Source organism: Dyadobacter sp. 22481, from assembly GCF_052044875.1.
Classification (GTDB): Bacteria; Bacteroidota; Bacteroidia; order Cytophagales; family Spirosomataceae; genus Dyadobacter; species Dyadobacter endophyticus.
Map to the genome: position 1 here is coordinate 190,120 of NZ_JBQENV010000006.1, position 17,035 is coordinate 207,154.

Here is a 17,035-nt window from a genome sequence, read left to right on the forward strand (position 1 = left end):
TTTCTCATACGCATATTAAATCAAACACGATGTCATCTGTAACGTCTTCCTCCGTGTCGTTGCCGCAAGGCTTCATTCCCGTCATGCTTACGCCTTTCCTTGAAACGGGGGAAGTCGACTATGATGGATTAAAGGCATTGACGGACCTGTACCTCGAAGCGGGCGCCGCCGGGCTATTTGCCAACTGCCTTTCAAGCGAAATGTATGAGTTGTCGGCGGAGGAGCGGCTGAAAGTAACGCAAGCGGTCGTCGAACATACGGCGGGACGCGTGCCGGTGGTAGCGACAGGAACGTTCGGCGGGCCTATCCCGGAGCAAGCGCAGTTTGTAAAACGTATACATGACACCGGTGTGCAAGCGGTGATCGTAATTACCGGATTGCTGGCAGATGAGGACGAATCGGACGAAGTATTTATCGAACGGGCCAAAGAACTGATCAGCTTGACGGACGACATTCCACTCGGTTTTTATGAATGCCCCGTTCCATATAAAAGATTGATCAGCAGTGAAGTCCTGGCAGAATTGCTGCCCTCGAACCGCATTATTTATCATAAGGACACCTGCCTGGATATCGAAGAAGTTATCCGTAGAATTAAAGTGGCTGATGGCTACCGTTTCGGGCTGTATGATGCCTATATGGTGAATGCGGTTGCATCGCTTAATGCAGGTGCGGCTGGGTTATCATGCATTCAGGGAAACATTTATCCCGAGCTGATCGTCTGGATTTGCGAAAATTACGACAATGCAGCACGGCAGGAGGATGTAAAAGCGCTACAAAGTTTCTTTGAGGACTCGATGGACATCGTGCATTCGGCATATCCGATTGTTGCAAAGTATTGTCTGCAAAAGAGAGGTTTCCCTATTTCAACTTACACCCGTCGCGATGTAGGCGAGCTGACGGGCGACTTGCAGGAGCGCGCGGATCAGTTGCTCGACGAGGTAGACCGGATACAGGCGGAACTTGGGATTACCAGTGTTTTTAAAAAGACTCTCGAAGCACCATTGAAATAACCCAATCGGATCAAACCCTAATTTTTGAGCTATGACTTTTCCTAACCAGCAAATTTTGGATCGGGTAACCCAGGGTGACGAAGCTGCATTTACACAACTCCGTTCGTATTTCCATGTCCCTGCATTTAAATTTTGTTCCGTTCTTTTGAAGGACGAAACAGAAGCGGAGAATGTCATCAATTGTGTTTTTAACAAGATATGGAACGAACGGCTGGCCTTGCGGAGCGAGGGTAACTTTCAGTCTTATCTGTTTAGCAGCCTGAAAGATCAGATTTTCGGAGAGATGAAAAAATACAACGATCCGGCGGCACGCAAGCAGTATCTTGACCGTATTCAGTCGTTTCGCGCCAGTTAGTCTATGCAACCGGCGGTGAGTAATATTAGTATTACGCTATTTAATAGTATTTTTTTAGCATCTTGTAGACCGTACAGGATGGATTATTAAAAAAAATTCTTTTAAATTGAGCAATGGCAGCCAACCTAAACTCTGCCGGCATTGATTTAAAATGAAACCGCATTTCCATAAGGTCCCTATTGCGTCAAGGACTTCGTTCAGTATCCGTCATGACAAAGACTCAGGCTTTGGCACGGTTTGGCATTATCATCCCGAGCTCGAACTGCATTATTTGGTCAAAGGAAAGGGGGTCAGGTTCATAGGGGACAATATCGGTAACTTTTCCGACGGCGAGCTGATCCTGCTCGGTGAAAACCTGCCGCACACCTGGCGGGCAGAGGAGGGGGCCAGTAGTACGGCGGTGGAAGTGATTATCATCCACTTTTTGCCTAATTGCCTCGGCAGTGAGCTGCTGCTGCTGCCCGAGGCTTATCAGATCCCGAAATTATACGAACGTGCGAAGAGAGGCCTGCTAATTCGTGGCGAAGCAAGGGAGAAGGTAATTCGCCTGATGCACTCCGCCGTGGATGCGGAAAATCTCGACCGGCTGATCGCATTGCTTTCGATCCTTAAAATTCTGGCGGAAGCCAGTGAATATGAAACAATTGCATCGGCGCATGCATTCTATAAATCCAACGACGCGGAAACGCTGCGCTTGAACAAAATTTACGCCTACACGCTTTCGAACTACCGCAACGATATTTCATTGCAGGATGTGGCGTCGATCGCCAACCTGGGTATTACTTCTTTTTGCAGGTATTTTAAATTGATGACCAAAAAGACCTATAACGACTTCCTGGTGGAGATCCGGATCAGTCAGGCCTGCCGGTTCCTGATCGAGGATAAAATGGCAACGGAAGTAATTTGTTTCGAGTGCGGTTTCAATAATGTATCCAATTTTTACCGGCATTTCAAGAAAGTTACCGACATGACGCCTTTGGAATACAAACGGAAATACCTTTATAAAGCCGCACCCGAAATGGTCTGATCATTTGTCGTGATTTTTCATCCATTCATCCATCGAGAACCTTCCGGAGCCTATAATGGAGAACGTTACTACCAGCATAAGCGTGATCATCGAAAGCCATAGCTCGGAATTGAGATAGGAAAAACCCATCCGGATATTGACAAAGAACACGGCAGTCAGCAGGATCGGTATCTGAATGACGGATGCAACTCTGGTCAGGCATCCCATTGCGATGAGGAACCCGCCAAAAATGTGCGCAAAAGCTACATAGTGAACGGCTGTGACGGTGTACAAATGGAAATCGAGGCCGGTAACCAGATGAGACAACTTGGCGGTATCGCTGATGAAGCTGATACCCTTAGCAAACAAAAATACTCCCAAAGCGATACGAACGATGTCCATCCACGCCGGATGGTGCGTATCACCCCAATGCTCGATTCGATCCATCATATTCATAACTTCTCAAATTTTGGTTTCAAGAAAGTTACAGTATTGCATGGACTATATCAAGAGAAAATGGCTTTTTTCAAAGCCTTTTCGGGGCAGAAATCAATGTTTTTCGATCAGGGAAGTGTGTTTGGTATCCCTCATTTTGACGTATACTATAAGCGAAGCGAAAATGCAGATCGTCACATACCAATAGTACCACGTTTCATGTCCCAGGTTTTTGGCCCACAACGCCAGGTATTCGGCCGTGCCGCCAAACACCGCCACTGCAATGGAGTAGGGCAATCCTACGCCCAGCGCACGCACCTCCACGGGAAATAATTCGGCCTTCACGACCGCATTGATGGACGTATAGCCGCTGACGATGATTAAGGCGGCCATCAGAAGCCCGAACGCCGACCACATTTCGGTGGTATGGCTCAAGGTGGTAAGTAGGGGATAAGTGAAGATGGTTCCTAAAACCCCGAATGCAATGAGCAACGGCCGACGACCTATGCGATCGCTGAGCGCCCCGAAAACCGGCTGCAAAGCTGCAAAAATGAATAGTGAGCAAAAAGTCAGTATGGTCGACTGGTATTTCGTGAGCCCGACGGTATTCACCAGGAATTTCTGCATATAAGTGGTGTAGGTGTAAAATGCCAGCGTGCCGCCGGAAGTGAGGCCTATTACCACTAAAATGGCCTTGGGGTGCTTCATAAGCTCTTTCAGCGAGCCTTCTTTTTTTACTTTCAGGTCTTTGGATTGAAAAGCTTCCGTTTCGTTCAGGTGAGCGCGGAGGTATAGTGCCACCAACGACAGCAATGCCCCGATTATAAACGGAATGCGCCAGCCCCAGTCGTGCATTTGCTGGTCGGTGAGAAAAATATTTTGCAAAATCAGTTGCAAACCCAATGCGATCAGCTGCCCGCCGATGAGTGTTACATATTGGAAACTTGAAAAGAAGCCGCGCCTTTCTTCGGTAGCTACTTCGCTTAGATATGTGGCGGAAGTGCCGTATTCGCCGCCGACGCTGAGGCCTTGGAGCAACCGGGCGATTAAAAGCAGCAGCGGTGCCGCAATTCCAATACTGTTATAGCCGGGCAGGAATGCAATCAGCAGTGAGCCCAGCGACATCAGCAACACCGATACCGTCATGGCCACTTTGCGTCCGCGGTTATCCGCCAGTTTTCCAAATACAAAACCGCCGATCGGCCGCATCAGGAAACCCACTGCAAAAATTCCCGCTGTATTGATCAGCTGGACAGTCGGGTTCGAATCGGGGAAAAATGTGCCGGCGAAATAGAGAGAAAAGGCGGAGTATGCATACCAATCGTACCATTCGACGAGGTTACCTGCCGATCCGCCGATAATGGCTTTGAGGCGCCAGCTGGTGTCGTCTTTTTGTAAAGTTTGCTCCATAAATCGGGATAGGTTTTCCCAATTTACTTAAATAAAGTGCAAATCCACGCAGCCGCGTGCTCCACCAGGCGTGTATGGCCGCTTTTTAGTTCAATGTATTGCTTTTCAGGAAGTAGCTCCGCCAGCTTTCGAACGGCTTTGGGTTTGAGCAGGCTGTCATAAATTCCTGCGAAAAGGTAAATCGTCACCTGATTGGCACTCGCTGTTTTGATCAATGCCGGAATATCAAATCTCAGATTCCGGAATGCCACCCAGGAGCGGTAAATGGTTTGCCGTTTTTCGGGGGTATTTAAAACCTGTTGCGTAAATCTAACAAGGCTTTTGCTGGCTAGTTTCAGGGTTTGTGCTACTTGTACACCGGGGAAAAACACGCCGGGATGCCGCATCAGCCAGCCGTAAATCCACCGTGCGGGCGGAACGCGCGTCGCGAGCGTGTACATGGGATGTTCGGAAACGCCGTCAGGCGCGATCAGGAAGGCATTATCGATATTTTCCGGAAATGCTTCCAGCGTTGCCAACGCAAAGCGGCCGCCGATGCTGAAACCGGTAATGTCGAAGCGGGTAATGTTGTTTTCTTGAAGGAAATGCTGAATGCTTTGTTTCCATTCGGTTTTTGAAATGACTTCGAATGGTGCATCGCTATGCTGACCGTGGAAGGGGAGATCGAATGCGTAGATGGTATAATGTATGCCGAGAGAGGCGAGGATTGGAGCGAAGCATGAGGAACCGTCTTGCCCAATTCCGTGGAATGCGAGGAGAATGCGCTGGCCTGAGCCGAGTTGAGCGTATGGGAGCGGAAGTGTCAAAAGCGTTTAAACGTTAAAATTAAATTTAAGCTAAAACAAAAAGACCTCCAAACGCCCTGCTCATTGAAACAGCCCGTTTGAGAGGTCTTTTAGAGTAACCTTAGGCTTCCATCAAATAAGCCTTGATGAACGCATTAATATCCCCATTCAGTACCGCTTCGGTATTCGAAGTCTGGTAATCGGTTCGGTGGTCTTTTACGCGGCGGTCGTCGAGGACGTAGCTGCGGATTTGAGAGCCCCATTCGATCTTGCGCTTGGAAGCTTCCACTTCGGCGCGGGCCGAGTTGCGCTTTTCGAGCTCGATCTGGTACAAACGCGATTTCAGCAAGCGGATCGCCACCTCTTTGTTCATCAGCTGTGAGCGCTCCTGCTGGCAGGCGATGATAATTCCCGACGGCTTGTGATGCAAACGTACCGCGGTTTCCACCTTGTTTACGTTCTGCCCACCGGCGCCGCCCGAGCGGTAAGTGTCCCAGGTGATGTCGGCGAGGTTGACGTCGATCTCGATGTTGTCGTCCGCAAGCGGGTACACATACACCGACGTAAACGAGGTATGCCGGCGTGCATTCGAGTCGAACGGCGAAATGCGGACGAGGCGGTGTACACCATTCTCCGATTTCAGGTTACCATAGGCATATTCGCCGTCAATTTCGAGCGTTACGGATTTTACTCCGGCCACATCGCCATCCTGCAAATCCACCTGGCGGACCTTATAACCATTCTTTTCCGCCCACATGATGTACATCCGCATGAGCATCGAAGCCCAGTCCTGCGACTCGGTTCCACCTGCTCCCGCATTGATTTCGATCACGGCAGGTAATTCGTCGCCTTCTTCTCCCATCATTTTTCTGAACTCGATTTCGTCCAGTTTGTCAGAGAGCTTTTTGCCTTCTTCGTCGACCTCTTCTTCGGTGGCCTCGTCGGCCTCATAAAATTCCCAGATCGTGTCCAGATCGTCGCGCAGGCGGGCGAGTTCTTCGTATCCGTTGGTCCAGAATTTCAGACCGCGGATTTCTCTCATCACCTTTTCCGCACGGGTCGAATCGTTCCAGAATTCGGGTTGAACAGTCTGCTGTTCAAGTTGTGCTAGCTGTTGTTTTCGGTTAGCGTAGTCAAAGATACCTCCCCAAAGCCTCTACACGGGCTTTCAAGTCTTTCAATTGCTCTGCAGTCATTGAATTTTTTGAATTTAAGTTTGAAAAATACTTTACTGTTAGTCAGGTAATTATGTCCCTGTTGTCTTGATAGTTACGGTATTGTCACCCTGGGCGGAGTCGAAGGGCGTGAACGATGTCGCATTTACCCTTCGACTTCGCTCAGGGTGACATTGTGCTTAAACCATTCCGATTATGGCAGGAACTAACCTTTCACAAAGGTAGAACAATTAACCATAACGGTCTGTTTCACTTAAATAGGCCGAAGTTCAGATGTAGGCATTCTGGCAAATCGTCTTAACTTTGCGTCAAAATTTTGTCAACCCATTTCGTACAATAAAAATACCGGAAAATGGCTCAAACATATGATGTGATTGTAATTGGTAGCGGCCCTGGGGGTTATCCCGCGGCCATTCGTGCTTCCCAATTAGGACTTAAAGTTGCTATTGTTGAAAAAGAAAGTTTAGGAGGGATTTGCCTCAACTGGGGCTGTATCCCAACCAAAGCGCTCCTGAAAAGTGCTCAGGTATTTGAGTACATCAAGCATGCAAAAGACTATGGTATCAATGCAACTGAATACGCCGCTGATTTCGGTGCGGTGATCAAACGCAGCCGAGGCGTGGCCGATACCATGAGCAAAGGGGTGTCGTTCCTGATGAAAAAGAACAAGATCGACGTCATCATGGGTGCTGGGAAAGTAAAAGGCCAGAAAACGGTTGAAGTAACTGATAAGGATGGCAAAAAGACCGATTACAGCGCTTCAAAAGGGGTAATCATCGCGACCGGCGCGCGCGCGCGCGAGTTGCCGAACATCAAGCTCGACGGACAGAAAATCATCGAATACCGCAAGGCGATGAGTCTTGAAAAACAGCCGGCATCCATGTTGGTAATCGGTTCGGGCGCGATCGGAATGGAGTTTGCTTATGTCTATAACTCAATGGGAACCAAGGTTATCGTGGTGGAATTCCTCCCTAATCTGGTTCCGGTTGAAGACGAAGAGATTTCAAAAGAGATCGCGAAGCAATACAAAAAGATCGGTATCGAAACTTTGGTCAACTCTTCGGTTGAGAAAGTGGATACCAGTGGCAAAGGCTGCAAAGTGACTGTTAAGACGCCGGAAGGTGAGAAAACGTTCGAAGTTGATGTAGTGCTTTCGGCAGCAGGTATCGTTTCAAACATCGAAAATATCGGTCTGGAAGAAACAGGTATCAAAACCGATAAAGGCAAAATCGTCGTAAACGAGTGGTACGAAACCAGTGTTCCCGGCTTCTACGCGATCGGCGACTGTACCCCTGGCCAGGCATTGGCACACGTGGCAACTGCCGAAGGAATCATTTGCGCAGAGAAAATCGCAGGTCACAAAACCGAAGCATTGGATTACGGCAACATTCCTGGATGTACTTACTGCCAGCCTGAAATCGCATCGGTAGGTCTTACCGAGAAAAAGGCGAAAGAGGCGGGTTACGATATCAAAGTTGGTAAATTCCCATTCAAAGCCTCTGGTAAGGCGGTGGGAGCGGGCGTTACCGACGGTTTCGTAAAAGTAATTTTCGACGCGAAATACGGCGAATTCCTCGGAGCCCATATGATCGGCGCGAACGTAACCGAAATGATCGCTGAGGTGGTAGTAGCCCGCAAGCTGGAAACTACTTCCCACGAAATCATGCGCGCGATCCATCCGCACCCAACCATGTCGGAAGCACTGAAAGGCGCAACTGAGGCGGCATACGGTGAGGCGATCGATTTGTAAGCAGGACCGCCGATCGCTGACGACTGACCGCCGAGTGGCAGCCGTCTGCGTTCGAAATATGATAATGGCAATGCCCGGGAGGTTTTCCCGGGCATTGTTGGTTTTGGGGAGTTAAAGGAATTGAATTAGAAAACACCTGCTCAACTTCCATGTCTGCCGGCGTATTCACCAAGCAATATTCTGAAAACCTCGAAGCGCTTATTCACTTGAATGGCGTGGCGGACAAGCTCTATCGTTCGAATCCAAGAAACAAAAACAAGCATTCGATGGACATTAGCAGTGAGGACGTTTTGCAGCTCTTGAAAAGTTTAAACCAACATCAGGTTCAATATCTCTTGGTGGGAGGTATGGCTGGGGTGGTTCATGGGTATATAAGAACGACACTGGATATGGACCTCTGGATAGGTAATACCCGTGAGAATACCGAAGCATTTGTACATGCATTGCTGGCAAACGATTTCGACGGCATACCGTTCCGCGTGATTCATTTGCGAGATCTCATTACGGAGAAAAAAGCATCGGCAAAAAAGAAGGATCTTGCCGATGTAGAAGAATTACAGCGTATTTGGGAAGAACAATGGTCACTTCACCTTCTGCCTTCTCTGCATCGCCTCCCGCCAGGTCGTCAGCACAATCCCTTCCTTCTCAATATACTTCCGCAATTCCGGGTCTATCATGGCCAGGAAATCGCCTTCGCGGGTAGGCCACGAGTCGGAGATGTGGGGGAAAACTTCGGTGTGGATGGTGCAGTGCATGATCACCATCGTGAGACCGGGTTTCAGTTTGCCGATCGCTTCAATGTACTTGGCAGTTTTGTATTTCTGTAATGCTTTTTCGGATTTGTCGCCGTTTTCGGGGCCTTTCCAGCCGTAGCTGCTGTTTTCGAGATCGTCGAGTACGGGTAATCCGGCTGCCCAGAGTTGCTTTCCAACGTTTTGGGTCATTTCGAAGCGTTCCGCAATCATTTTTTCCTCTCCCTTAATGGCCGTATTGTGGCCGCCTGGGAACATTACCGGAATCTTTTCCTGCATTCCCACTTTTAAATATCTCTCTAAAAACTCCGGCGTTGCAAAGAGCGTGCCCATATGCGAGTCGAGGTGCGTGGGCTCGAATCCCATTGTGCGTGCGCGTTCGAGCTGCGCGCGAATTTCGGTTTCCACTTCGTCGGGCGATGCGTTTTTAACAACATCTGCTACGCTCCGCCACAACGCGCCTTCGGAATCGGTGAGGCCTTTGACATTGGTTTTACCCGCCAGCGGGCCCCAGCGGTAGTCCTTCCATTCGGAGGTCATCGTCAAATGCAGGCCGGCGTCGATATCTTTATTCTCTTTCCAGTAATGCACAAACCCCGGCACCCAGCCGCAGGGCATCATCACGCTCAGCGAGTTCGCAACGCCTTCGCGAATAGCTTTGATGGCACCTTGATTGGATTCATAGGACATTCCCACATCGTCAACGTGGATGATGAGTACCTTTTTGCCTTTGGGATAGCCCAGTTTTTCGGCGTAGGTGGGTTCGGTTTGAGCGAACACGTTACCGGACAGCAACGTGATTAATAGCAGTACCAGTTTCTTCATAATATCATTATTTGGTTATGTTTGCCATTGCATCATTAACAAGCTATACCATTCATGAAGAACTTTGTACTAGCGGTTTTACTTCTTTTTTGCCCCTGTTATTTATTTGCCCAAAAAATATCGCCAAAGGAAATTGCAAAGAGGTCTCTTTTGAAAATGACCGGCGGGAAAAAACTCAATAGTTTCAAACGCCTTGCCACTTTCGACGGGCTTGGCAAGCTGTCTTCGGAACTTGTGCAACGCAATGCAATGCTCGATTTGCTTGACTCAATCGCCAGGGCTGCCCCCGACTCGGTCAAAAAACAAATTGCTATCGAAATGAAACGTGCCAATGAGAGTTTTTATCGGGAATCGACGGCAATGCATGAAGGACAGGTGAAAATTCTTCTTGCCGATTTGAGCTTAAAAAAGATGGTCCGAATAAGAACAAGTTCATTAGATACGAGCCGGAGCGTGACAGGGCTTAACCAGGGAAAAATGGAAAGCTTATTATGCGATAATCCCGTTCTCATGCTGCAATATATGGTTGCGGACTCTGTCGAACTTCATTACACAGGCACAACAACGCTGGAAAATAAAGACTGCCATCTCGTACAGGTTAAAATAGACGGAAAGTGGATTGATGTGGCGATAGCAAAGGAAAGCGGGCTTCTGCACCGTATCGTCATGGCACGTGTTGACACGGACCCCTTGATTGGAAAGGGGCCGGAGCATTATAAAGACATTTATGTTTTCAGGGATTACCGGGAGTCCGCGGGGTTTTTGATGCCGTCCAGTTGGGAGGATATAAATACTCGTATGGATATCACTATCAAATACAACCTGGCTTGGAGTAACATTAATGAACCATTTCCTGATTCAACCTTCGCTCGTGAACCAACTCCGGAAGAGAAAGCCAGATTTAGGTTTACGGATATTGGTAATGGTTTGTTTATTATGGAGTTGACGGGGCAGCACTTCGGGAACGTGCGTACACTAGTCAGGACAAATGATCAGGTAGTCGATCTTTTTACCGGGTTCATTTATAATGAGGTAATTATTGATAAAATGAGAAAATCGGTTGAAGAGAAGTTTCCGGGAAAAGGTATCCGGAATATTTTCGGAGCAGAGACGATTTCCTCTCTTTGCGCGCTTTCCGGACTGTTTGATGCACGGACGAAGCTATATTTTCCGAAAGGGTTGGGTTATTTGTCGGAAGATAAATGGCGCGGCTACAATCCCAAAGAGGACTCAGCATGGCGTATGCGGTTTTCAAGCGGAACTTTACATCCATTCGAAACAGGTTTTGAAAAGGACGGGTGCCGGGCGATTATTCTCAATGCTAACCCAAATCCGAAATACGATCAATGGCAGGTGTGTTATTATTTGAGTAATCAAAAAGTTATTTATGTCAATGGCTACCTGGGGCCCATGCCACCAGGAGAGCAAAATGACGCGCCCTGGGCAAAAAACTTGTGTGACATGGTTGACCGGGAGGCATTAACGGTTGAAAAGATGATTTGCCCGCATGGCATGACACGTGACGCTCCGCTGGAAATGAGCTATGAACAATTCCGCCGCAGCGTCCGCGGACAATAGCACGGCCCGTTTATCCGTTATGTGCCAACATTTAACGCATCCCCCTAACTTCCTGCATGGCTAACTCGCGCAACCTGTTAACCTGTCTGCTATTGTGCACCATTATTCCCGCACAAGCCCAGCACTTTTCCCTAAGCCGCCTTTTTTATCCCAATCTGACCCTCAAAGCAGATTACACCGTGCCTTCGAGCCTCGACGGGACGCGGGAGTATGGCGTTTCAAGGACAGGTTTTTTCGGGATCATACCTTTGCAGAGCGAGGTGCAGCTCGGTTACAGCCTGCGTAAAAAGTTTGATCTGAGAGCTGTACACACAGTCGCCATCGCCCAGTACACACAAATACAGCCCACTTTCGATGGTAAGAATGATCCAGCCAACGGCTATAAAACGTTATCCCTCGGGGTGATTCGTTTGCAGGCGAGCATTAAGGACAGGCTTTGGGTGTATGGCGGCGGCTTGGGGATGACGGAGAGTAATGAGACGTTTTTCAGCCCGCAGCCGTTTTTCTGGGGCGGTGCGGCAAGAATGCACATTTTGGGGTTTCGTACCCAGTTCATGTATGGTTCGGTGCTGGCTTATAACCAGAAGCTGCGTTTTATCCCGGTATTTGGGGTAAATAAGGGGTTGGGGAAACACTGGCGCGTGTCCGCATTGCTGCCGTTTATGGTAAATGCGAATTACAAGGCTACCAAATGGTTCAATGTCGATTTCCTGGCGGGGCTGAGCGGTTACAGCGGCGGGTTCCAGGTGCAGACACCGGAGGAAAAAGCATTGCGGCGCGAGAATTACCGCCAGATCAAAACCGGCGTTGCTGCCAATGTACATCTGTTTTCGGTGCTGAATGTGTCGGTGGAAGCTGGTGTGACTACTTTCCGGCAATTGCGCACATTCAACAGCGCCCGTGAAAACCTTACCTCGTACACACCCGCAACCACGCCTTACATAGGTGCGAGCGTGCGCTACATCACGAGCCGGTCGCGGCTGTCGTCCCGATTTACACGAAGAATGGGTCTCGGAGAAGGCGGCATCAATTGGTAGCTACACGAGCTTTTGGGCTTCCGATTTCAACAATGCCTTATCGATAGGAACCACTCCGACCATTTCACACACCAGTCCGCCGCCAAGATTAGAAATAGCTGCCACGCTTTTCGGCGGAAGGCCTAATGCCACGCAGCACGCGGCAATGCTGATTACCGTATCGCCTGCACCGGAAACGTCGGCGATCTGACGAATGTGTGCCGGAAGCTTGTGGGTTTCATTATTAAAATCAATAAAAACGCCTCTTTCCGACAAAGTGATCAATGCGCCTTTTGCTTGGAGCGAATCTTTCAAATGCTGAACCGTTGTTTTCAGTTCTTCGAGGTTATCCACATTGAAATCCAATTTTAAACCTTCGCGGAGCTCTTTCAGGTTAGGTTTGAAAAGCGTGACGTGGTTATAGGCCAGAAAATTGCGCTTTTTTGGGTCAACAACGGTCGGAACGTTGTTCGCGTTGGCAAATGCGGTGATCTCAGCGATAGATTCGGGCGTGAGTACGCCTTTGTCGTAATCTTCAAATATGATGACTTGGCAGGATGGGATCAGCTCCTTGGCTTTCGCAATCAGTTTTTCAGTTTCTGATTTGGAAACCGGTTTGTCGGTCTCGGTATCGATGCGGACAACCTGTTGAGATCCGGCGATAATGCGTTCCTTAATAGTAGTAATGCGGTCGTCGCTGCGGATCAGGCCTTCGCAGTTCAATCCTTTTTCTTTCAGACTGTTTTCGAGGAGGTCGCCGGGGCTGTCGGTGCCGATTACCGAGCAGATAATGGCCTCTGCACCCAATGATTGTACATTCAGCAGCACATTGCCCGCGCCGCCCAGCCGGTATTCCCTTTTTTGAACATTGACCACCGGTACGGGTGCTTCCGGAGATATTCTTTCAACTTTTCCCCAAACATAGGAATCGAGCATCACATCGCCGATTACCAGTACTCGAAGGGTATCAAATGCTTCAAAAACCTGATCGATTGTCATGTAGTTATGTGCTAAAATTGCCAGATCTGCTATTAAAAATCAGACTTTGGCAACAAAATGCAGGCTGGTAACCTGAAATCTTTTATTGAGATAGAGCCGGTGCGCGTCGGTTCGGGCCGCATTTACGCCCGAATCAAGGTGGATTTCATTGAATCCTTCTTTTTGCGCGTAATCCGCGATCCAGTCGAGCAGCATTCCTGCATAACCCTTGCCACGTTGCGTCGGCAAAGTCGAAAGATCGTCGATGTAGATGTATTTTCCACGAAAAAGATTGTAACCGGTTTCAAAAACGGCTACTGCGGCGGCATCGGGGTTGCCATCTTCGATGAAAATGATTTGCCGGTTATCGGCGAGGGTTTGCCTGACGGCTTCCGTATAAATGTCGTCGGTCAACAATGGCCGCAGCGCCTGGATGGCGCCGCGGCATTTGAGAATATCGGCATCGTTTTGGACGGTTTCGATCGTCATACCCCTTTGTTATGTCCTACGATGGTCAGATTATTCAGGCTGTGGCCCATTTTATCACGCTTGGTGAGCAGGTATTTTTCGTTGTACGGGTTAGCCGGGATTTCGATGGCTACCGAATCCACAATTTCAAGGCCATAACCGATCAGTCCGGCGCGTTTCTTGGGATTATTGGTAATGAGCTTGATTTTGGTCAGTTCGAGGTCACGCAAGATTTGTGCGCCCACGCCATAATCGCGATCGTCCATCGGGAAGCCGAGTTCAAGATTGGCTTCCACGGTATCGCGGCCCATTTCCTGCAATTTATATGCCCTTAATTTATTCAAAAGACCGATTCCGCGACCTTCCTGGTTCATATAAACGATCACACCTTTACCGGCCTGGTCTACCATTTCCATGGCAGCGTGCAGCTGAGGGCCGCAGTCGCAACGGCAGGAACCGAAGATATCGCCTGTAACGCACGACGAGTGTACGCGTACGAGAACCGGCTCGTCTTTTTCCCAGGTCCCTTTCACCAATGCAAGGTGCAGGTCGCCGGTGTTGATCTGCCGGTAGGCGATCAGGTCGAAATGGCCCCATTTAGTAGGCATATCCACCCCGATCTCCCGCTTGATCAGCGATTCTTCGCGGAGACGGTATTCGATGAGGTCTTTGATGCTGACAAGTTTCAGATTGAAGCGGTTGGCGATCTCACGCAGCTGAGGCAGGCGTGCCATCGACCCATCTTCGTTTAGAATCTCAACCAAAACACCGGCAGGCGACAGTCCCGCCAGACGCGGAAAGTCGATCGCAGCCTCGGTATGGCCGGTGCGGCGAAGCACTCCGCCTCTTTTGGCTTTCAACGGGAAAATATGCCCGGGGCGGCCCAGATCTGTGGGCTTTGTATCTTTGCTTACAAGTGCCTGGATGGTCTTGGAGCGGTCGCTGGCCGAGATACCGGTGGTACAGCCATGCCCGAGCAGGTCGACAGAAACCGTGAATGCGGTTTCGTGCAGGGCGGTGTTGTTGCCCACCATCATTTCGAGTTCGAGTTCGGCGCAACGCTCTTCGGTAATCGGCACGCAGATGAGCCCGCGGCCTTCCCTCGCCATAAAATTGACTATTTCCGGCGTTACCAGCTCGGCAGCGCAGATAAAATCACCTTCGTTTTCACGGTCTTCGTCATCTACAACGATGATAAGCTCCCCTCTTTTGATTGCTTCGATGGCGTCTTCGATAGAGTCCAGCGCAATCGGGTTAGTATTGTTACTCATTAATCGGGTTAATGAAAAAATAGTTTTAAACTAAAACTCGTTTTTACTCTGCAAAGGTACGTTGATAATGTCGAAAGTTCTATTTTTGGACATCCGTCACAAATTGAACAAAGGATTTGCATGATCCGTTTCAATGGGGCAACCCGCATCAGCGCACCCGGCGGAACCTACTTTACTCACTATGAAACATAAGCTACTGACCCTATTTCTTTTCAGCATCTTTTCGCTTGTTATTCAAGAAGTTTCAGGTCAGGGCGCTGGTGCAAGGACAGGGGCTACTCAGAGCTTTTGTGGAACTACGGGAGCATTTACCGTAACACCGGAAGTCGGTTGCGCACCGATGACGGTCAATGTAAAAAACCTGGTACCGAAACCTGAGAGCCTTACATACGCTTTCCGTTTCGATCGCAGCCAGAATTCCCCTCCTAATATCAGCGAAACAACGCAGGATTCCACCTTCACCTACCAGGAACCTGGCACCTACACGATCCTGCAATACGGGAGTGTCAAGGATGTGGCCGGGTTCAGCTTGTGCAAAGATGTGACCGTAAAAGAAACCCGCGGGCCCCAGGCTGAGCTTGTAACGTGTCCCAACGGCAAGGTGAGGGTTACGCTCGGGGACGATCCTATTACCAAAGCATATGATGTGGTGACGATCAACTGGGGCGACGGGAGGACGCAGAATGTCAATCTAAAAACAAATTCCACTGCTTTTTTCGAGCATACCTACGCGTCGGGCAACAGTGTGCCGGCCATTACATTGAAGGGTTCTTATACCAACAGTGTGTGTACCACGGAATCCAATTCGACCACCTTGGCGGCGGACGCGCCGCAATCGCTGGCCGGTATCCGCATCAGAAGTGTTGAAATGCCTGCAAGCAATGGCGATGCGAAGCTTATATATGATGGAATGGAAGGTATTGAGACCAAAGTTTACATTGCCAGGGGAAACGAAGAATTCATTTATACCAATCAAAGCGGGCAGACTGGCGGCGCTCAATCTGCAACCGTGCCTCAGCTGGATCCGAAAGTAGTTTACCGGTTTCAGCTCTGGTCGACCGACATTTGCGGGAATGTAATAAAAAGCCCGATCGTGAGCAGCATTGCGATCAGACAGGGAAGCCTGTCGCTCGATGAAATCATTTCACTCGAATGGGAGAGCGAACCCAATACCAATGGCTTGGTAGAGTATCAGTTGAAACGCAACGGAGCTGTAATTTTCAACACTTCGGACAAGCTTTCGTATGAAGATACGGATGTCAAATGCGGTAATACTTACAAATATGAGATCGTTGCGATTGTAGAGAACGACGTCCGCTCCTATTCGGCGCCTATCAGTCTGGAGCCCAAAACTTCGTCGCCGGGCGATATTGCCAGTGCGCTGGTTACTGTTAAGGACGACAATACCATCGCTACCAGAGTGGAGCTCTCGGGTGAGGGGCTCACGAGCACTTATAATCTGATCGTGGAGCGCGCATTACTGGGTAGCTCAAATTTTGAGCTGGTTTCGCCTGCGGGTAACCAGAGCTTGCAATGGGACGATACGAATGTAAGTACTTCGCAGAACTCTTATTGCTACCGTTTCCAGTATGAGAACGCGTGTAAAATGAAATCGCCGTCGTTCAGCACGCCGGTTTGTTCTATTTTGCTGACTGCCAATACGCCCGACATTGTCTGGACTCCGGATCCGCCGTTCACAGGCAACATCGAAACGTATAGTTTACAACAAGTGGACCAGGGTGGGAACGTGATCGATGCAATGCCGAAAGGCCTTTCAACCAGCCATACGCTCGACCTCGCATCCCAATCCGAGTTTGGATACCGTATTGAGGCTAAATCCGGGAACTTCACGAGTTTATCCAACCTGTTGAATTTCAGAAGTGAAGCGATTCTTCTCGTTCCCGATGCATTTACACCGAATGGCGACGCCTACAATGAGCGCTTCGAGGTGAAGGGATATTTTATCAAGGATTTCAAAATGTCGGTTTTCAGCCGCTGGGGGGAGGTGATTTACCATACCGACGACATCGCCGAAGGCTGGGATGGGAACGTGAAGACCGGCAAAGCGCCGGGCGGTTATTACCTCTATAAGATCGAAGCGACCAACGCTACTGGCCAGACTATGGTCAAAAATGGGAGCTTTCTGCTAATAAGATAGGATTTTTCTAAGACAATTTCTCGCGGGATAATACTTTTTTAATATGCCCGTTTAATAGGTACG

15 protein-coding genes are annotated in these 17,035 nt (G+C 49.2%); 7 read left to right on the forward strand and 8 right to left on the reverse strand.

What is annotated here, in order from left to right; translation table 11 throughout:
- Nucleotides 1-29: 29 nt before the first annotated feature.
- The 3 genes from ACTJJJ_RS30725 (at nt 30) to ACTJJJ_RS30735 (ending at nt 2,392) form a co-directional block, all read left to right on the forward strand.
- Nucleotides 30-1,010, forward strand: coding sequence for a dihydrodipicolinate synthase family protein (locus ACTJJJ_RS30725; protein ID WP_440703810.1), 981 nt, complete (start codon nt 30-32; stop codon nt 1,008-1,010).
- Nucleotides 1,011-1,041: 31 nt separating this feature from the next.
- Nucleotides 1,042-1,365, forward strand: a complete 324-nt coding sequence (locus ACTJJJ_RS30730) for an RNA polymerase sigma factor (protein ID WP_188939072.1) — start codon at nt 1,042-1,044, stop codon at nt 1,363-1,365.
- Nucleotides 1,366-1,516: 151 nt separating this feature from the next.
- A complete protein-coding gene (locus tag ACTJJJ_RS30735) occupies nt 1,517-2,392 on the forward strand; it encodes an AraC family transcriptional regulator (protein ID WP_188939071.1) in 876 nt (291 codons plus the stop codon).
- On the opposite strand, the gene ACTJJJ_RS30740 is transcribed toward ACTJJJ_RS30735, so the two are convergent.
- From ACTJJJ_RS30740 to prfB, 4 genes are all read right to left on the reverse strand, one after another.
- Entirely contained in the window at nt 2,393-2,827 is a 435-nt protein-coding gene (locus ACTJJJ_RS30740) for a DoxX family protein (protein WP_188939070.1), read from the reverse strand. It abuts the gene before it with no gap.
- 93 nt (nt 2,828-2,920) lie between these two features.
- Nucleotides 2,921-4,216, reverse strand: a complete 1,296-nt coding sequence (locus ACTJJJ_RS30745) for an MFS transporter (RefSeq protein WP_188939069.1) — start codon at nt 4,214-4,216, stop codon at nt 2,921-2,923.
- A 23-nt stretch (nt 4,217-4,239) separates the two neighbouring features.
- A complete protein-coding gene (locus tag ACTJJJ_RS30750) occupies nt 4,240-5,022 on the reverse strand; it encodes an alpha/beta fold hydrolase (protein WP_426292527.1) in 783 nt (260 codons plus the stop codon).
- Between the two features lie 100 nt (nt 5,023-5,122).
- Nucleotides 5,123-6,197 (reverse strand): peptide chain release factor 2 gene (gene prfB / locus ACTJJJ_RS30755; protein ID WP_188939065.1). Its coding sequence is split into 2 segments (ribosomal slippage): nt 5,123-6,136 and nt 6,138-6,197, totalling 1,074 coding nucleotides; the frame shifts between segments, so codons are not numbered across the junction.
- A gap of 331 nt (nt 6,198-6,528) precedes the next feature.
- On the opposite strand from prfB, the gene lpdA reads away from it, so the two are divergent.
- A complete protein-coding gene (gene lpdA, locus ACTJJJ_RS30760) occupies nt 6,529-7,926 on the forward strand; it encodes a dihydrolipoyl dehydrogenase (protein WP_188939064.1) in 1,398 nt (465 codons plus the stop codon).
- Nucleotides 7,927-8,507: 581 nt separating this feature from the next.
- Here the strand turns inward: lpdA and ACTJJJ_RS30765 are convergent.
- A complete protein-coding gene (locus ACTJJJ_RS30765; RefSeq protein ID WP_440703811.1) occupies nt 8,508-9,503 on the reverse strand; it encodes a polysaccharide deacetylase family protein in 996 nt (331 codons plus the stop codon).
- A 54-nt stretch (nt 9,504-9,557) separates the two neighbouring features.
- Between ACTJJJ_RS30765 and ACTJJJ_RS30770 the strand changes: the two genes are divergently transcribed.
- Entirely contained in the window at nt 9,558-11,081 is a 1,524-nt protein-coding gene (locus tag ACTJJJ_RS30770; RefSeq protein WP_440703812.1) for a hypothetical protein, read from the forward strand.
- 56 nt (nt 11,082-11,137) lie between these two features.
- Nucleotides 11,138-12,118 carry a hypothetical protein gene (locus ACTJJJ_RS30775; protein ID WP_440703813.1) on the forward strand — a complete coding sequence of 327 codons (981 nt, stop codon included), beginning with the start codon at nt 11,138-11,140 and terminating at the stop codon, nt 12,116-12,118.
- On the opposite strand, the gene ACTJJJ_RS30780 is transcribed toward ACTJJJ_RS30775, so the two are convergent.
- The 3 genes from ACTJJJ_RS30780 to ACTJJJ_RS30790 are packed head-to-tail and all read right to left on the reverse strand — an operon-like array spanning nt 12,119 to nt 14,814.
- Nucleotides 12,119-13,096, reverse strand: coding sequence for a bifunctional heptose 7-phosphate kinase/heptose 1-phosphate adenyltransferase (locus tag ACTJJJ_RS30780; protein ID WP_188939060.1), 978 nt, complete (start codon nt 13,094-13,096; stop codon nt 12,119-12,121). It lies immediately after the preceding gene.
- Between the two features lie 39 nt (nt 13,097-13,135).
- The gene (locus ACTJJJ_RS30785) at nt 13,136-13,564 is read right to left on the reverse strand and encodes a GNAT family N-acetyltransferase (RefSeq protein ID WP_440703814.1); all 429 of its coding nucleotides are present in this window, start codon (nt 13,562-13,564) and stop codon (nt 13,136-13,138) included.
- Nucleotides 13,561-14,814, reverse strand: a complete 1,254-nt coding sequence (locus ACTJJJ_RS30790; RefSeq protein ID WP_188939058.1) for a bifunctional 3,4-dihydroxy-2-butanone-4-phosphate synthase/GTP cyclohydrolase II — start codon at nt 14,812-14,814, stop codon at nt 13,561-13,563. Before ACTJJJ_RS30790 ends, ACTJJJ_RS30785 begins: the two co-directional genes overlap by 4 nt.
- A 181-nt stretch (nt 14,815-14,995) precedes the next feature.
- Between ACTJJJ_RS30790 and ACTJJJ_RS30795 the strand changes: the two genes are divergently transcribed.
- Nucleotides 14,996-16,972, forward strand: a complete 1,977-nt coding sequence (locus ACTJJJ_RS30795) for a gliding motility-associated C-terminal domain-containing protein (RefSeq protein WP_440703815.1) — start codon at nt 14,996-14,998, stop codon at nt 16,970-16,972.
- Nucleotides 16,973-17,035: the final 63 nt, after the last annotated feature.

Bases quoted from the DNA above. Each gene is read 5' to 3' on its own strand.
- ACTJJJ_RS30775 (WP_440703813.1), top strand. From the start codon at position 11,138: ATGGCTAACTCGCGCAACCTGTTAACCTGTCTGCTATTGTGCACCATT.
- ACTJJJ_RS30725 (WP_440703810.1), top strand. From the start codon at position 30: ATGTCATCTGTAACGTCTTCCTCCGTGTCGTTGCCGCAAGGCTTCATT.
- ACTJJJ_RS30795 (WP_440703815.1), top strand. From the start codon at position 14,996: ATGAAACATAAGCTACTGACCCTATTTCTTTTCAGCATCTTTTCGCTT.
- ACTJJJ_RS30730 (WP_188939072.1), top strand. From the start codon at position 1,042: ATGACTTTTCCTAACCAGCAAATTTTGGATCGGGTAACCCAGGGTGAC.
- lpdA (WP_188939064.1), top strand. From the start codon at position 6,529: ATGGCTCAAACATATGATGTGATTGTAATTGGTAGCGGCCCTGGGGGT.
- ACTJJJ_RS30790 (WP_188939058.1), bottom strand. From the start codon at position 14,814: ATGAGTAACAATACTAACCCGATTGCGCTGGACTCTATCGAAGACGCC.
- ACTJJJ_RS30770 (WP_440703812.1), top strand. From the start codon at position 9,558: ATGAAGAACTTTGTACTAGCGGTTTTACTTCTTTTTTGCCCCTGTTAT.
- ACTJJJ_RS30780 (WP_188939060.1), bottom strand. From the start codon at position 13,096: ATGACAATCGATCAGGTTTTTGAAGCATTTGATACCCTTCGAGTACTG.
- ACTJJJ_RS30740 (WP_188939070.1), bottom strand. From the start codon at position 2,827: ATGAATATGATGGATCGAATCGAGCATTGGGGTGATACGCACCATCCG.
- ACTJJJ_RS30745 (WP_188939069.1), bottom strand. From the start codon at position 4,216: ATGGAGCAAACTTTACAAAAAGACGACACCAGCTGGCGCCTCAAAGCC.
- ACTJJJ_RS30765 (WP_440703811.1), bottom strand. From the start codon at position 9,503: ATGAAGAAACTGGTACTGCTATTAATCACGTTGCTGTCCGGTAACGTG.
- ACTJJJ_RS30735 (WP_188939071.1), top strand. From the start codon at position 1,517: ATGAAACCGCATTTCCATAAGGTCCCTATTGCGTCAAGGACTTCGTTC.
- ACTJJJ_RS30785 (WP_440703814.1), bottom strand. From the start codon at position 13,564: ATGACGATCGAAACCGTCCAAAACGATGCCGATATTCTCAAATGCCGC.